15 protein-coding genes are annotated in these 16,122 nt (G+C 46.4%); 3 read left to right on the plus strand and 12 right to left on the minus strand.

All coding sequences use genetic code 11. From position 1 onward, the window contains the following. Positions 1-22 precede the first annotated feature (22 nt). Positions 23-889 carry a glycerophosphodiester phosphodiesterase family protein gene (locus BJR36_RS04645; protein WP_091231139.1) on the plus strand — a complete coding sequence of 289 codons (867 nt, stop codon included), beginning with the start codon at positions 23-25 and terminating at the stop codon, positions 887-889. Positions 890-1,034: 145 nt separating this feature from the next. Beyond that, on the plus strand, positions 1,035-1,724 hold the full coding sequence (locus BJR36_RS04650; RefSeq protein ID WP_091230802.1) for a phosphatase PAP2 family protein: 690 nt from the start codon (positions 1,035-1,037) through the stop codon (positions 1,722-1,724). 321 nt (positions 1,725-2,045) lie between these two features. On the opposite strand, the gene BJR36_RS04655 is transcribed toward BJR36_RS04650, so the two are convergent. The 4 genes from BJR36_RS04655 to BJR36_RS04670 all read right to left on the minus strand — a co-directional run bounded on the left by BJR36_RS04655 (position 2,046) and on the right by BJR36_RS04670 (position 7,164). Then, positions 2,046-3,062, minus strand: a complete 1,017-nt coding sequence (locus BJR36_RS04655) for a glycosyltransferase family 2 protein (protein WP_091230804.1) — start codon at positions 3,060-3,062, stop codon at positions 2,046-2,048. A gap of 11 nt (positions 3,063-3,073) precedes the next feature. Beyond that, entirely contained in the window at positions 3,074-4,222 is a 1,149-nt protein-coding gene (gene glf / locus BJR36_RS04660; RefSeq protein WP_091230805.1) for a UDP-galactopyranose mutase, read from the minus strand. Between the two features lie 145 nt (positions 4,223-4,367). Beyond that, positions 4,368-5,225, minus strand: coding sequence for a response regulator (locus BJR36_RS04665; RefSeq protein WP_091230807.1), 858 nt, complete (start codon positions 5,223-5,225; stop codon positions 4,368-4,370). Next, the gene (locus BJR36_RS04670; protein WP_091230809.1) at positions 5,197-7,164 is read right to left on the minus strand and encodes a sensor histidine kinase; all 1,968 of its coding nucleotides are present in this window, start codon (positions 7,162-7,164) and stop codon (positions 5,197-5,199) included. Before BJR36_RS04670 ends, BJR36_RS04665 begins: the two co-directional genes overlap by 29 nt. 334 nt (positions 7,165-7,498) lie before the next feature. Between BJR36_RS04670 and BJR36_RS04675 the strand changes: the two genes are divergently transcribed. After that, complete coding sequence (locus tag BJR36_RS04675; protein ID WP_091230811.1) at positions 7,499-7,927, plus strand: Hsp20/alpha crystallin family protein; 429 nt, start codon at positions 7,499-7,501, stop codon at positions 7,925-7,927. Positions 7,928-8,096: 169 nt separating this feature from the next. Here the strand turns inward: BJR36_RS04675 and BJR36_RS04680 are convergent, their stop codons facing one another. From BJR36_RS04680 to purE, 8 genes are all read right to left on the minus strand, one after another. Further along, positions 8,097-8,885: a sulfite exporter TauE/SafE family protein gene (locus tag BJR36_RS04680; RefSeq protein WP_091230814.1), complete on the minus strand. Its 789-nt coding sequence runs from the start codon at positions 8,883-8,885 to the stop codon at positions 8,097-8,099. 126 nt (positions 8,886-9,011) lie between these two features. Further along, the gene (locus BJR36_RS04685; RefSeq protein ID WP_091230816.1) at positions 9,012-9,926 is read right to left on the minus strand and encodes a ketopantoate reductase family protein; all 915 of its coding nucleotides are present in this window, start codon (positions 9,924-9,926) and stop codon (positions 9,012-9,014) included. Positions 9,927-9,941: 15 nt separating this feature from the next. After that, positions 9,942-11,669 carry a phospho-sugar mutase gene (locus BJR36_RS04690; protein ID WP_091230819.1) on the minus strand — a complete coding sequence of 576 codons (1,728 nt, stop codon included), beginning with the start codon at positions 11,667-11,669 and terminating at the stop codon, positions 9,942-9,944. 33 nt (positions 11,670-11,702) lie between these two features. Beyond that, complete coding sequence (gene thpR, locus BJR36_RS04695) at positions 11,703-12,251, minus strand: RNA 2',3'-cyclic phosphodiesterase (protein WP_091230822.1); 549 nt, start codon at positions 12,249-12,251, stop codon at positions 11,703-11,705. A gap of 288 nt (positions 12,252-12,539) precedes the next feature. After that, entirely contained in the window at positions 12,540-13,811 is a 1,272-nt protein-coding gene (purD, locus tag BJR36_RS04700; protein ID WP_091230825.1) for a phosphoribosylamine--glycine ligase, read from the minus strand. 36 nt (positions 13,812-13,847) lie between these two features. Next, positions 13,848-14,477, minus strand: a complete 630-nt coding sequence (gene purN / locus BJR36_RS04705; RefSeq protein ID WP_091230827.1) for a phosphoribosylglycinamide formyltransferase — start codon at positions 14,475-14,477, stop codon at positions 13,848-13,850. After that, the gene (gene purM, locus BJR36_RS04710) at positions 14,471-15,496 is read right to left on the minus strand and encodes a phosphoribosylformylglycinamidine cyclo-ligase (RefSeq protein ID WP_091230831.1); all 1,026 of its coding nucleotides are present in this window, start codon (positions 15,494-15,496) and stop codon (positions 14,471-14,473) included. The genes purN and purM overlap by 7 nt, the downstream gene beginning before the upstream one ends. An 87-nt stretch (positions 15,497-15,583) precedes the next feature. Then, a complete protein-coding gene (purE, locus tag BJR36_RS04715) occupies positions 15,584-16,099 on the minus strand; it encodes a 5-(carboxyamino)imidazole ribonucleotide mutase (protein ID WP_091230834.1) in 516 nt (171 codons plus the stop codon). Between the last annotated feature and the right edge of the window lie 23 nt (positions 16,100-16,122).

The raw sequence follows: 16,122 nt of genomic DNA on the forward strand, positions 1-16,122 counted from the left end.
CGACACAGAAAGGCATTATAAAATGTTTAAATTTTTCAGTATTCTCACAAACAGGATATTCACCGGCAGTACTGTTTTTGATTTCTGTATCATATTCGCCGTCACCTTCATCGCTGCGTATCTTTTTCTGATTGCTCCACGGATTCCAAGGCGGAAAGAAACGGCCTCTTTCTGCAACCGCTGCTATGCTCACAGAGGGCTGTTCGATCATGAGAATGGTATTCCAGAAAATTCTCTGCCTGCCTTTGCCGCTGCCGTCCAGTCCGGCTACGGAATTGAGCTTGACGTCCAGATTACAAAGGATGGAAAAATCGTGGTGTTCCACGATAGCACACTCAGCCGCATGTGCAAAACAGATGCCAGGGTTCGCAGTAAAACCTATCAGGAGCTGTCCGAACTGGAGCTTCTGGAGACCGGAAACCGGATCCCCCTGCTCACAGAAGTGCTGGAACTCGTGGATGGAAAAGTGCCGCTGCTGATCGAAATCAAGCTGAAGGTTGCAAGCACACGTACCTGCATCCTGCTGAACGAAGCGCTTATGAACTATAAAGGACCATACTGCATAGAATCCTTCAACATCCTTGCAGTCAGGTGGTACAAAAGAAACAGGCCTGACATTATAAGGGGCCAGCTGTCTGCAAACCTTACGAGCTCCCCTTCGAAAGGAAAGTTCTTTCAGTATTTTCTTGTCAAGCATCTTCTGACAAATTTCATAACCCGTCCCGACTTCATTTCCTACAGGTACCAGGATGCCGGGAACCTCAGCTTCCTTCTGAACAAATACCTTTTCCGGGCAGCCACAATGGCCTGGACTGTCAATTCCGAAGAGGCCTGTGCGCGCTGCATCGGCAGGTTTGATTCATTGATATTCGAAGGATTTCGAGCTTAGGCTTTTATATAAATTCCATGATTTTTTTATAAAAAAAAAGTTTTTTTTGTGAAAAAGATTATAGAATATTGTTATCAATTATTTACTATGATATAATCGGCTAAGTAATTATGTATGGCATGTCTATGTCTGGAGGGTGGTATGAATGTTTAAATCTTTAATATGCAAATACAAGCATGGGATTCTGTTCCTATATGCTTTCATCTATATACCATGGTTCATGTATCTTGAGAAGACAGTCGTGTCAGAGTATCATGTCATACACATGAAGCTGGATGACTATATACCATTTAATGAGATCTTCATTGTTCCCTATATGCTCTGGTTCCTATATATAGGTTTAACAGTGCTCTACTTCTTTTTCACGGATGTAAAAGAATTTAAAAAGCTGTGCCTGTTCTTGTTTACAGGAATGACCATCTTCCTGATCATCTCAACTGTATATCCGAACGGCCATAATTTGAGGCCTGCTTACTTTGCAGAGGAAAACATCTTCACTATGGCAGTCAAAAAACTCTATGCTACCGACACGTCGACAAACCTTTTCCCAAGTATACATGTTTTCAACTCCGTCGCTTCCTGCATCGCAATCGCAAACAGTGAAAAACTGAAGATGAAAAAATGGGTTCAGGCAGGCGCTTTGATCCTTACGGTCTCCATAGTATGTTCAACTGTATTCCTGAAACAGCACTCCATATTTGATGTCTTTACAGCCCTGGGTCTGATTGCCGTATTGTATCCTCTGATTTACCGGACAGAGTATGTCATTTCAAAAATCAAAGCAAAAAGTTTCAAACCCGAGTCTGGCGAACAGCCCGAACACAATACGATATAGTGTCAAAAGCCCATTTACAAAATTGTATTCGTCAATTTGCACAGGTTTCGTGAATGCGGACGTGATGCAAAACATGTTCATTCGCAGCGCGCTCTCGCTTAGATGAAGACGTAGTGGTACGTAGGGCCGCAGAATACGCGGCCCAAGTGCCAACGTCTTCATAAAGCTGCTCATTGAATCATGTTTTGTATCACTGCGTGACAGGTGGCGGATGTGCAAATTGACGAAGCCGAACGTTACAGAGGGCTTTTGAGATGCTAATCCTATAAATTTTAAAAAAGCTGTGCCCCTCCCGTAAGGAGGGCACAGCTTTTTTTGTTTCTAATTGAATCCGTAGAATTTTCTTGTCAGCTTATAGGCAGCAACAGAAACCTTTCTTCCGCCTTTTCCCGGGATATTCATTGTCCTTCCCAGAAGTCCGCACCTGATCTTATAAAAAAGAGCAAAATCTTTCTTCTTCAGGTATCTCCAAAGCTCCTGCTTCTTTTCAAAATCTTCGTCTGTGCCTGAACGTATCAGTATAATTGAAGATACGGTCATCATGATGTCGAGATAGCTGATCATGTAATTGCGCAGCTTATTGTCGGCTATCTTTTTCATATCAAAGGAATCGATCATCAGCTTCGTAACACGTATCTGCTGGTCAACCCGCCTCTTCATCACTTCTTCATTTACAGACTGGTCTTCCCTTCCAATGAAATATCTGTAAAAGTTTACGTTCAGATAATACATGGTCTTGACATAAGGCAGCGGATAGTAGACAAATATATTGTCAACGTAGAAGGTGTGCTTCGGCAGTTCCAGGCCGCAATCCTTCAGGAGCTTCGTCCGGTATATGACGGAATGCATCAGTATATACTGGCCTTTCAGGAAGAACCGGATATCCTTCCAGGTAAAGATTTCCCCCTGGGGCAGTGCGGTTTTATAGCTCATGACCTTTTTATGTCTTGCTCCCTGTTTTTCGTATACGAAATTGCAGATCAGCATGTCCAGAGACTGGCTTCCTCCCAGAAGCTCCTTCAGCGTCTTAAGCACTTCCATGTATGCCTCTTCATTTACCCAGTCATCACTGTCCACTACCTTATAATAGAGGCCTGTGGCATTCCTGAGGCCCGCATTTACAGCTTCGCCGTGTCCGCCGTTCTCCTGGTGCACAGCCTTTACGATTGTCGGGTATTTTTGGGCATATTCGTCCGCAATGGCTGCTGTGCCATCTGACGACCCGTCATTGACCACTATGATCTCCACATCCTCGCCGCCCGGAAGCAGCGATTCGATACATTTCCGCATATAATTTTCCGAATTGTAACATGGTATTCCTATTGATAATAGTTTCATTCCAGATCCTCCTAGCCTATCATGCTGTCTGCAAGGGTTAAAGCCCTGTCTGCCATCGCATCGATATTATAGTATTTGTATTCGGCAAGCCTGCCTAAAAGATAGAACTTTTCCAGATTCTCCGTGAGATTCTTATATTTTTCGTAAAGGGCAAGGTTCTCCTCATTTATGATTGCATAATAGGGAATCTGCCCCTCGGCTCCGCTGTAAGACATCGGGTATTCTTTGACGATTGTTGTGGAACCCGGCAGCGTCTGCCCTGTCAGATGTTTGAACTCCGTTATCCTTGTATAATCCTCGCTCACTGTATAGTTGATAACGCTGTGTCCCTGATAGTCGTCTGTTTTGTGGTTTTCAAAAACGAAATCGAGGGATCGGTAAGGCTGACGTCCGAACCTGCATCCGAACAGTTCATCGATCGGGCCGGTATATATTACTTTGCCCTTAAACTCTTCTCCAAGATAGAAGATATGGCCGTCCCTGATTTCAATCAGTTCACCTGCATCCTTTTTAAGGACCAGGTCGATTCCAGGATGATCCAGCATCTTGTCGAACATAGGAGTAAAGCCCTCTTTCGGAACGCCCTGATACCTGTCCTGGAAATAGCGGTCATCATAGGAGATCAGCACCGGAACCCTGCCAGTAACTGAAGGATCTATTTCCTCTGGCTTCTGTCCCCACTGCTTCATTGTGTACTCCAAAAAGATATTTTTGTATACATAGTCCGCAATCGACTGTATGTCCTTATCTTCATGGTTCATAAGCTCAAGAATCGGAACCCTTGATTCCATTCCGTAGGCCTCAACCAGCTTCTTTTCAAGACGGTCAGCAGTCTCCTGGTCATATACCATATGCAGGGTGTTCAGATTGAACGGTACGGGAATCAGCTGGCCCTTTACATCGGCAACCACTTTATGTCCGAATTCATACCATTCTGTATATCTCGACAGGTATTCGAATACCCTTTCGTTATTTGTATGAAAAATATGCGGTCCGTATTTATGGATCAGGATTCCGTATTCGTCGTTTTCATCATAGCAGTTTCCGCCTATATGGTCCTTCTTTTCAATGACCAGTACCTTCTCTTTTCCTCTTTCTGCCAGTTCTCTGGCAATTACGGAGCCTCCAATACCGGCACCTATCACAATGCTGTCATACATCTATATTACCTCCGTTTGCTTTTCATTTTTCAGACATTATCCTATTATAATCTGTTTTGCTCTTATTGCCAAATAGTATTTCGCCTGTTCAGGGCCAAACCATCTGTTTTGACATTCGCACCCTTTCAACAGAACATAATTGCTGCTAAAGGTCAAGTCTGGAGACCAGTTCATGTAGCTCGGCAGATTTCTGATAGGCCCACTCATACCCCTCAGCTTCCATATATCCCCTGTTCCGGAACAGATCCAGGAGCTCCATATCCTCTTTCCTTTTCATATGTCCGGTCCTGAGCCGTTCTTCAAGCTGGTATGCATCACAATAGATCTTGTCTGCTACTATCCTGTAATTTCCTCTTGCATTTTCCAGGATTCCGGCTATTCCCGCTTCCGAGAGCCTCTTGCGCAGGAGATAAGTATTTGCATGAAAATTGGACTGTGCCTTTTCGCTGTCATATTCCGGCCATACTGCATCAGCTATCTTTTCCCAGCTGACAGGGACCCCCTTTTTATACACAAGGAATGCAAGTATCTCCCTTGCCTTTGAATTTTTCCAGGTCAGCACCTCTCCATCCACGATGACTTCAAAATCGCCAAAACACTTGATGTAAGGTTTTCCCGGATTCTCCTCTTTCTCATGTTCTTTTGCCGAATCCATAATCCTCTCGATGGATTTTTCAAGCCTTTCCTTTTTTAAAGGTTTCAGAATATAGTCAAGAGCGTTGATGTCAAATGCTTCAACGGCATACTGGCCATATGCCGTAATAAAGATAATCTCGATATTCCTGTTCAGGTCCTGGATCCTGACTGCCAGCTCCATGCCATTGCCTCCCGGCATTTCTATATCAAGAAAAACGGCATCAAGGGGATTGCACTTCATATACTCGATAAGCTCCTCCCCGGTTTCAAAAAGGCCGCAAAGCTTTACTCCCTCGATTTCCGAAACCATTCTTTCAAAACGTTCAAGAACGTGCCTTTCATCGTCGACTGCCGCTATCAGTATCATTTTTTGAACCTCCCTTTGGTAATGCTATTCTGACACAGGTTCCGCCTCCCGGCCTCCCTGTGATTTCCAGACCCCTTCCGTAAAGCTTTAAAAGTCTGTGGTGTATGTTGATAAGACCCACTCTCTGATCGGCTCCACCGTCATCAAGAAGGGATTCCCGTTTTTCTTCGTCAATTCCCATGCCATCATCGCAGATTTCAATCAAGATCCTGCTGTCCGCCTCTCTGATTGTTATCCAAACGGTTCCGCCACTGATTTTTTTAGAAATCCCGTGTCGTACTGCATTCTCAACAATCGGCTGGAGCACCAGTATCGGCACATGAACGCCAAGCGGAACCTCTATCTCCTTCACAAGTCTGATCTTTTCCCCGAACCTTTCCTTTTCTATATTGAAGTAGGTATCGATAAATTCAATTTCCTTTTCCAGTGTCTGGGTCTTATCCATATTGTTGAATTCAAAGCTTCCTCTCAGATATACTGCCAGATCCAGAATCAGTTCGCTGCCTTTTTTTCCATCCTTTTCACAGGCATTTGCGATCGCGTCCAGAGCATTGTATAAGAAGTGAGGCTTAATCTGGGCCTGCAGGAAAGCCATTTCTGTAGCCTGGATCTTTTCCTTAAGCCTGTCCATTTCAACGGACTTGTCATAGTAGAGCTTCAGATACTTCTGAAATTCAGACTTCTGTTTGGCCTGGATGTATGACACTGCAAAAGCAACGATGACGTTTCCATAAAGGAAGAGATCTGTTGCAGTACCTGCGGATAATCCCAGATATACCATAAAATCCAGAATGATCGTCAGGTTGAAGATCCCCACAACCACCATGAACAATATGGCATATTCTCTTTTTCTTATAATGGCCTTCGTGAGTATTCCGAACATCACGCTCATCATGAACAGCAGATATATATAATAAAGGCTGTTGAATGATGGCCTGATCCCTGAAGGGGCAAACAGAAGCAATTCGAAGAACAGCATCGGCAGAAGCAGGAAAGGCCTGATTTTCATATTGAAGTCCCGGTTGAACATGAACATGACAAAAACAAGCATCAGAAAAGTCTGATTGTATAAGGTCAGATAATTGATAAAGAGTCCTGCCTTAACAGGAAAATCCAGAAATACCAGCTGGATGGGAATGACGCCCCATACTGTTCCGCGTATTGCCACCGTGAAGCACAAAAGCCCGAAGACCAGGGACCTGAATGCTTTCCTGTCCAATGAAAATACGATCAGATTGAAGATGCCAAAGCCGAAAATGAATCCGATGAAGATTAACTGCGCCGTCATTTTTCCATTCCTGCTGTTCTCCAAAGCTTCCCTGGATCCAAATTCAGCACTTTCCCTGATTCCTCCCCTGACATAGCTCAGATTCGCAACCTGCAGGACAAGCTCAGTCTCTCCATCATTTTCCGGCAATACTGCCAGGACATGCCGGCAGTCACCCTGGTATTTTGCCAGATCATCGGAGACCGTCCCGACCTCTGCTACCAGCTGACCGTCTGCAAAGAGCCTGTAGGAGGCAGATACGATTTTCATGCTGACAGCAGGATCTTTCAATTCCCTGGGATATTTGAGCACCATGCGGTACGTCGCCACACCTTTTTCCGGATATGTTTGATCCGCAGCCCAGCCATCGCTCCAGGATGCCGGCACCTTCATGTAGGAATCGGGCAGCCGCATATTTTCATCAGCAAAGTCCGATGGCATATAAAGGCTGTCCCAGTAGAATTCCCAGAATCCGTCGAGCCTGATGATATCATCAGCTTCAAATCCAGAATCCGTCAGATCCAGGATTCCGTTTTTCACCTGGCCACAGTCTCTGATGAACATGAGAGATACGGCCAGCGTCATCCCTGCCACAAATATAACAATAAAAGCGATCCGCCAGATGAATCGGCGCTGTTCATCGTTTTTTCCATTTGGTACTTCTTTAAACAATACAGAAACCTCCTGCTCGATTTTCAATCAGAAATTTTGCCCAATATGATATACATTATAACAGGATTTCCCCAAACGGGCAATCCGCTATCCCGACTCCGCTTCTACAGCGCTCCTGAGGCGTTACTATTCATGGAGTGATCAGTAACATGCTGAGCGATGTACCCGTTGACATAACAGGCCGTAAGGAATAAAATATACATGTAACAGATACAGGCTCCTGCCCGGGGCCAGGTTCGCAGGAACCCGTAATTTCCATGTTTTGAGCATGGCAGCCTGAACAGAATTCTTTGTTTTGTACTGCCATACCCGTAATCTCAAAGGAGGAATCATTATGTTATTGTTACCTAAAAGAAGCCGTTTCGGTCTCGACTTATTTGACGACGTCTTCAAGGATCCGTTTTTTACAGACGTAGACCGCAACCTGTCCATGCTTACCGATATCAAGGAAGAGAATGATAATTATATCATTGACATCAATCTTCCGGGCTATGCAAAAGAAGATATCAAAGCTGAATTAAGAAACGGATATCTCAATGTTTCAGCAACGAAGGACGAGAAAAAGGATGAAAAGGATGAAAAAGGGAACTACATACGCCGCGAACGTTTTACCGGCAGCTGCCGCCGTTCATACTATGTCGGCCCCGACGTCAAGGAAGAAGATATCAAAGCTTCCTATAAGGATGGCATCCTGAATCTTACAATACCGAAAAAGGAAACTGCCGCTATTGCCGAAGAGAAGAAATATATCGCAATCGAATGACCTGAATCTATAAAGACGCGAATGGACGATGCCATCGCATAAATTGAAGGAGCTGCCTGAGGCAGCTCCTTCTTTATCTCATGGGAAATTTTCTCCTATGAAATTAAAACACTCTTGTTTGGTACGCTATGTCCTGTGAGATTTACACCGTGAAAGACGTAGTTCCGGATTATCCCAAAAACTTTATCACATTGTATATGTTGATCAGGATGATCACAATCATAAGGCCGATGAACAGCTTGTTCACATGCTCTGAAGAAATCTTCTTATTGATCTTTCCGCCTGCCATTCCTCCTGCAACTCCGCCAAATACCATCAGTACGAGGATTAGGACTTCAAACTCCGGAACCTTTCCGCCTATCAGGGTGCTCGCAAAGCTCGTAAGCTGGGAGAACATGATGATGTAGAGAGAGCAGGCTGCAGCCATTTTAGTTTCCATGGAAAAGAAATAAGCCAGAACGACAAGGTTGATCGGGCCTCCGCCAATTCCAAGGAATGCCGAAATCAGTCCCAGCAGAAGGCCGATTATCGCACATGCCGCAGCGTTCCTGACATGACGGGTCCTGATTGTTGCCGACCTCAATACATAAATAAGTGTTCCTGCCGTAATCAGGACCAGCACTGCCGCCTGTATCGCGCCGACTTTATTTTCATCCGGAAGCAGAACGTATGCATACTGGAAAATCTCCTTGCCTGCAACTCCTCCTATGGCTGCTCCGATTGCCATTGGGGTCGCAGTCTTAAAGTCAACTGCACTTTCTCCTACGTTTTTCCTGTTCCTGAACACGGAAATCAAAGACATGGAAAGAACCGTGCATCCCGACAGGAAGCTGATGGAGCTGACTCCCATCACCCCGGTTGCGTCAAGGACCGGCTTGATGATGACGCCTCCGCCAATGCCGCAGATCGCTCCGATTACCGATGCAAAAAAACTTATCGCCAGAAATATGATGTACATTTTTACTGCCTCCTGTATATTTTTTAGTCCGAAGGCGTCATATCAACGCCCAAACAATAAGATTATACACCATCATTGCAAGAAAAACGAGGATGATTTTTCATGATAGCCAAAACAGCTTCCGCGTCAATAGGATGCCTCAATCTCAAGAATTCTCCCATAAAGGAAGTCATTCACCGGCGTCGGTACGTTATTCTCTCTTCCAAGCCTGCATATGGTTCCTCCGAACAGCTCGACTTCCGATTTGCGGCGTGCCCTGGCGTCCTGCCTCATGGAGGGCTCCCCTTTGGGGTTCAGTCCGTTTATGATCTCCAGCCAGTGGTCGATGTCTGCTTCACCAAGCTCAATCCCCAGGGAGTTTGCAACTGCTACAACCTCCCGCATTGCCCCTTTCATCAGCTCCCTTGCTTCGCCTTCCTTCTGAACCAATTCGAAGGTTCCCTCGTACACCATAAGTGTCTGGTTCAGGCCCGTATTGCATAAGAGCTTGCCCCACTCATGCTTTTTCATGTCATCTGGCAGCTCATATGGAAACTCTGCCTGATCAAAGAAATCCGTAAGGCGCCTGAGCCTTTCGCTCCTTCTCCCGTCCAGCTCTCCCACGGCAAGTTCTCCCAGATGCGCGTATGTGACGCTGCTTCCATCTTTCAGGGCATCCATCTTCTGCGCGACGCAGAAAACCACCTTGTCCTCACCGAAAGCCTCGATCAGGTCCTCCTCGCTGCTTACTCCGTTCAGCACCGACAGAATCAGGGTGTTTTCGCCTACGGCAGGTGCCGCACCCCGAATGGCCTGCTGAAGCCCTCCGTATTTGACTGCGAATATAAGCAGGTCGGCCGGCTCCATGGGGTCTGCAATATCCGCATACTGGAAATCGCATTCCCTTCCGTTGCAGGTTATCCTGCTTTCGCTGTACCGCTTGATCCTGTCCCTGTCCGCAAGGACCCTTACTTTCTCTTTTCCAAGCCTGTTTGTAAAAAAATCGGCATACATGACGCCAAGGGCGCCAAGGCCTATAATTGAAACATTTCTGATTTCCATACTTCTTTCCGTCTCCTATTCTATCCTGTCGAGAAGCTCCAGCACTTCTCTCTCTATTTCCTTAACCTTCTTTTCCGCATTCTCCCTGGCAGCCGCCTTTGAATAGACATAGAGCTTTATCTTCGGCTCCGTCCCTGAAGGCCTGAGCGCATACCAGCATCCGTCGTCAAATGAAAATCTGACGGCATCAGTCTTTTCAATGGTACATGCTGTAGTCTCGCCCGTCTTCACATCCAGCACAGAAGAATTCCGGTAGTCCGTGACTTCAACAAGGCTGGAATCTCCGATATGCAGCGGATACCCCTTCCTGTATGACTCCATCATCCTCTTTATCCTGGCCTGCCCCTCTATGCCTTCAAGCACCAGGGAAACAGTATTGTCAAGATAATAGCCGTACCTGACATACAGATCCTCCATGGCATCGATGAGGGTTTTCCCCTGCTTTTTATAATAGCCGGCAGCTTCGGAAAGCATGAGCACCGACGCCACCCCGTCCTTGTCCCTCAGGTAGCTGCCAATATTGTATCCTATGCTTTCTTCATATCCGAAAATATAATTCCATTCCTTCGTCTTGTCCCATTCGTTAGGAAGGGCGCAGATATTCTTGAATCCTGTAAGGACATTGAACATTCTGACTCCATAGGATTCTGCAATTGCAGTTCCCATTTCGCTTGTCACTATGGATTTGACGACTGCCGCCTTTTCCGGAATGAGATTCTTTTCCTTCATGGAACTCAGCATGTAGTGCATCAGCAGCACACCTACCTGGTTGCCGTTCAGCGCCACAATTTCGCCCTTATGCACGATCTCTGCCGCCACTCTGTCGCAGTCCGGATCGGTCGCAATCAGGATGTCGCCGCCAACCCTGAGTGCAAGTTCCTCTGCCAGTGCGAATGCCGCATGGTCTTCCGGATTTGGATAATCGATTGTCGGAAATGTTCCGTCCGGCTCCTCCTGCTCCCTGACAACAAAAACATTCGCGTATCCCATCCTCTTAAGCACCGTCCTGACTGGTATATTGCCAGCCCCGTTAAAAGGCGTATATATGATTTTTATGTCTTTATCCACCTCTTCATCCCTCAGGGATACCGACATGGTCTTCTCGTAAAATGCTTCGTCTATTTCATCGCCGATTATTTCCACCAGCCCGCTTGCGACAGCATCCTCCATAGTCGGATTGCTGAATTGTTCAAAAAGGCCGATATGGGAAATCTCCTCCAGAATCTGGTCTGCGATGTCAGATTTTATCTGTGCCCCGCTCTCCCAATAAACCTTGTAACCGTTGTATATCTTAGGATTATGGCTTGCGGTTATATTGATTCCTGCCGCACATTTCAGATATCTCACTGCAAAAGACAGTTCGGGGGTTGGCCGCAATGACTCGAAAAGAAAGGCCTTTATGCCCATCCCAGCCAGGATCAGTGCGCACTCCTCTGCAAACTCCGGCGACATGATCCGGCAGTCATAGGCGATTGCAACACCTTCGCCCTCAAGTTCGCTCCGGTGTTTCTGAATGACCCTTCCCAAAGCCCTGGTCGCCCTTCCTACCACGTACCGGTTCATCCTGTTTGTGCCTGCTCCAAGCTTTCCTCTGAGCCCCGCAGTTCCAAAGCCCAGGTCCTGATAGAACCTGTCCTTGATTTCCCCTTCGTCATCACGGAGGGTTTCCAGCTCTTTCCTCAGATCAGAATCCAGTCCCTCTTCTGCAATCCAATCCTTATATTTTTTCATGTAATCATACATAGCATCTTCCTCCTGTCCGCAAGGCGTTTTTCTTCATTCGTCCCGATTCTCAAGTTCAACCCTGTATATCTCCGTATGCTTCAGCTTTCCCCCTGCCTGTTCCGATTTCATCAGGCTGATCGCCCTGACAGGCATATGCATCGCCGGCATTTTTTTCTGGAATTCCTCTTCTGAAAAGCCTTTCTTCATGACACATTTTCTTCCCATGGTAATATGGGGGCTGAAAGGCTTATCGTCAGCCGGAAGCCCTTTTTCCCTGAGGCCTGATGCCAGAATTCCCTGCATCCTGTGCAGCTCCTGGTTTTCCTTCACCCCGCACCAGTACAGTACCTCGCCCCTTCTGATGAATTTGCCAAGCCCTGCAATTTCCAGGCTGATGGGAATCCTGTATATTCCGTCCATTACCGTCTTCACCTCGTCCAGCCGTTCCGGAGGTACATCGCCTAAAAAGACGAGAGTCAGATGCATATGCTCTTCCTTTGGGAATCTCCCCTCCACTGACTGTTGCTTCAGCTCCGCTATGGTCCTGGAAAGGCTGCCCTTCATCTCATCCTCAAAGTTAATTGCAATAAAAAGCCTCAAGATATCTCCTCCCCACGTCTTGTTTTGTTACTGTTCACTCCGTTACCAGTAACCTTGTTTTGCCTGTCTTCCTGTCTCTATTTTATATCATTTTTTCCATTACTGAAATCCCCAAAATACTTAAGTGACATATAGGATAAAAAACAAGGATTCTGCGGGCTGCTGACAGCAAGCCTTCAGAATCCTTGTTCTCGATTTTTCCCAGACAAAAAAAGTCCGCCGTTTATAATCCACACAATCCCCCTGGCGCAATCCGCTGCTTCAGGGTGATGAAAATTCATAATCGGTTTAGGCTTCGTCTATTGCCTTGCCGATATCCGTTCTCATATATTTGTTATCAAAATCAATCCATTTTACTGCTTCGTAAGCATTTGCCCTTGCTTCCACAAGGTTCGCTCCCTTGGCTGTAACTCCGAGAACACGGCCTCCGTTGGTAATGATGCCTTCCTCTGTCTTTTTCGTACCCGCATGGAACACGTAGTATCCTTCTTTGTCCTTAAACGCATCAAGGCCTGAGATTACAAATCCCTTTTCATAATGTTCCGGATATCCCGCAGATGCCAGAACCACGCATACCGCAGCATTGTCTTCAAATTCAAGCTCTATGTCGCCCAGCTTGCCGTCGACGCATGCTTCAAAAACTTCGACGATATCGTTTTTCATCCTTGGAAGGACTACCTGCGTCTCCGGATCGCCGAACCTTGCATTGTATTCAAGAACCTTAGGACCCTCTGTTGTAAGCATGAGGCCGAAGAAAATAATTCCTTTAAACGGTCTTCCTTCCGCTTTCATGGCATCCATGGTTGCCTGATAAACGTACTTTTTACAGAATTCATCCACTTCGTCAGTATAGAACGGGCTTGGTGAAAATGTTCCCATTCCGCCTGTATTGAGGCCCTGGTCTCCGTCTTTCGCACGCTTGTGGTCCTGGGCAGAGGTCATGATTTTAACCGTTTCCCCATCACAGAACGAAAGCACTGAAACTTCCCTTCCAGTCATGAACTCTTCCACAACAAGGCGGTTCCCTGCGGATCCGAACTGCTTGTCGAGCATGATGGATCTGACCCCGTCTTTTGCCTCTTCAAGGGTATTGCAGATCAGCACGCCTTTTCCGAGAGCAAGTCCGTCTGCTTTGAGGACGATCGGAAATTTGGAAGTTTCAAGGTATGCAAGGGCTGCTTCAGGAGTATCGAAATTTTCGTAAGCTGCTGTAGGAATGTTGTATTTCTTCATCAGGTCCTTTGAAAATGCCTTTGATCCTTCAAGGAGTGCCGCATTTTTTCTGGGTCCGAATACCCTGAGTCCTTCCGCTTCGAAAGCATCCACGATACCAGCCACCAACGGATCATCCATTCCGATGATTGTAAGGTCGATCGCTTCTTTTTTTGCAAATTCAACCAGGTTCGGGATATCCGTTGCCGCAATGTCAACGCATTCCGCGTATTCCGCAATTCCTGCGTTTCCCGGTGCGCAGTAAATCTTATCTGCCTTAGGGCTCTGGGCTACTTTATATGCGATGGCATGTTCCCTGCCGCCGCCGCCTACGATTAATATCTTCATTTTAATCCTCCTCGTACATTATCACGTTTCACTTCATTATGCCTGTTTAATAACCGTCCTGTTTCCTTCGATTGCAACCCTGCCGTTGGCAATCAGATCAATCGCTTCCGGCATGATGACCCATTCAGCCTCTTCCATCACTCTTCTCTGAAGGATTTCAGGGGTGTCGCCGTCAAGAACGCTGACAGCCTTCTGCAGGATGATTGGGCCTGTATCGGTTCCTTCATCAACAAAATGGACAGTCGCTCCCGTCACCTTGACGCCTCTGGAGAGGACGCCCTCATGGACCTTCAGACCGTAGTTGCCTGTTCCGCAGAAGGAAGGAATCAGCGAAGGATGCACGTTTATGATCCTGTTCCTGTATTTTTCGATCATCTTTGCAGGAATCACGACCAGGAATCCCGCAAGGACAATCAGGTCTATCCTGTTATCATCCATGGATTTTATGAGGGCTTCATTGAATTCCTCCCTGGTCTGAAAATCCTTCGGTGATATGCATTCGGCCTTTATCCCATGCTTTTTTGCCCGTTCAAGGGCGTGGGCATTCTTATTGTTGCTCACCACGACTTCAATGGAAGCATTGGTGATTTTATTGTTTTCAATGCTGTCAATGATGGCCTGGAGGTTTGTTCCGCCGCCAGAGACAAGGACTGCAATTCTTAGCATAATGTTACTCCTGTTTCGCCGTTTTCAGCATGTCCGATCACGAATGCATCTTCTCCGACTGATTTGAGGGCTGCTAAAGCCGCGTCAACATTGGCAGGATCAACTGCGATTACCATGCCGACACCCATATTGAAGGTGTTGTACATCATTTCTTCGGCAATATCCCCGTCCTGTGATAACATCTTGAAGATTGCAGGAACTTCATAGCTGTCTTTTTTCACGACTGCCCTGATACCTTCTGGAAGCATTCTCGGAATATTTTCATAGAATCCGCCGCCTGTGATATGGCTGCAGGCTTTGATTTTAACGCCGGCTTCCTTTACAGACCTTAATGCCTTCACATAAATCTTTGTAGGTGCAATCAGGGCTTCTCCAAGGGTCTTTCCGAGAGCATCATAGTATGTGTCAAGGGCTTCCCTGTTCATGCTGAATACTTTCCTTACAAGGGAGAATCCGTTGCTGTGCACGCCTGAAGAAGCGATTCCGATTAAAACGTCTCCGTCCTTTAATTCTTTTCCTGTGATCAGGTCTTTTTCATCTACAACACCTACTGCAAAGCCAGCAAGGTCATATTCTTCTATCGGATAGAATCCAGGCATTTCTGCTGTTTCTCCGCCGATCAGGGCAGCTCCTGACTGGAAGCATCCTTCCGCAACTCCGCTTACGATTGTCGCGATTTTTTCAGGTTCGTTCTTTCCGCATGCAATATAGTCAAGGAAGAATAAAGGCTCTCCGCCGGCGCATGCGATATCGTTCACGCACATTGCCACGCAGTCGATTCCGATCGTGTCATGCTTGTCTAAAATGAACGCCAGTTTCAGCTTTGTTCCAACTCCGTCAGTTCCTGAAACAAGGGTAGGCTTTTCCATGTTCTTGAAAGCTCCCATTGAAAATGCGCCTGAAAATCCGCCAATATTCGTAAGCACTTCCGGCCTCATTGTCTTTTTGATGTGTTCCTTCATTAATTCGACTGATTTATATCCTGCTTCAATATCTACGCCTGCTTTTTTGTAATCCATACTATTTTCCTCCTAGAATGATGAAATTTCACTTGACTTGTTTTGATAACTGCAGCCATGCGCCCTCCGGCGGGATAGCTGCAGGAGCTACATCTGTTTCAGATATTCTTTGTATTTTATATGTTCCAACTTAGACGCTTTGTTTTCAACCATCGCTTCTAAGGATTTACTGTAATCATAAATTCTCTGGCTGAGGCATTCGTCACCCACTGCCACGATCTTTGCAGCCAGAAGTCCGGCGTTCAGCGCACCGTTTATTGCGACCGTTGCAACCGGGATTCCAGGAGGCATCTGGACGATTGAGTAAAGCGAATCCACACCGCCTAGTGCTTTTGTCTGTACCGGCACTCCGACTACGGGCAGAACCGTCATCGAGGCTACCATTCCAGGCAGGTGCGCCGCTCCCCCTGCACCGGCTATTATTACCTTTATGCCTCTCCCGCTTGCGCTTTTTGCATAATTGTACAGCTTGTCCGGCGTCCTGTGTGCCGATACGATTGTAAGTTCATATCCGACTTCAAGCTCATCAAGGATTTCTGCCGCCTTAGACATCACCGGCAGATCCGAGTCGCTTCCCATAATAATGCCAATCACTGGTTTCATACTCCTACCTCCTGTTATATTAA

The organism is Anaerobium acetethylicum, from assembly GCF_900096945.1.
GTDB classification, from domain to species: domain Bacteria; phylum Bacillota; class Clostridia; order Lachnospirales; family Lachnospiraceae; genus Anaerobium; species Anaerobium acetethylicum.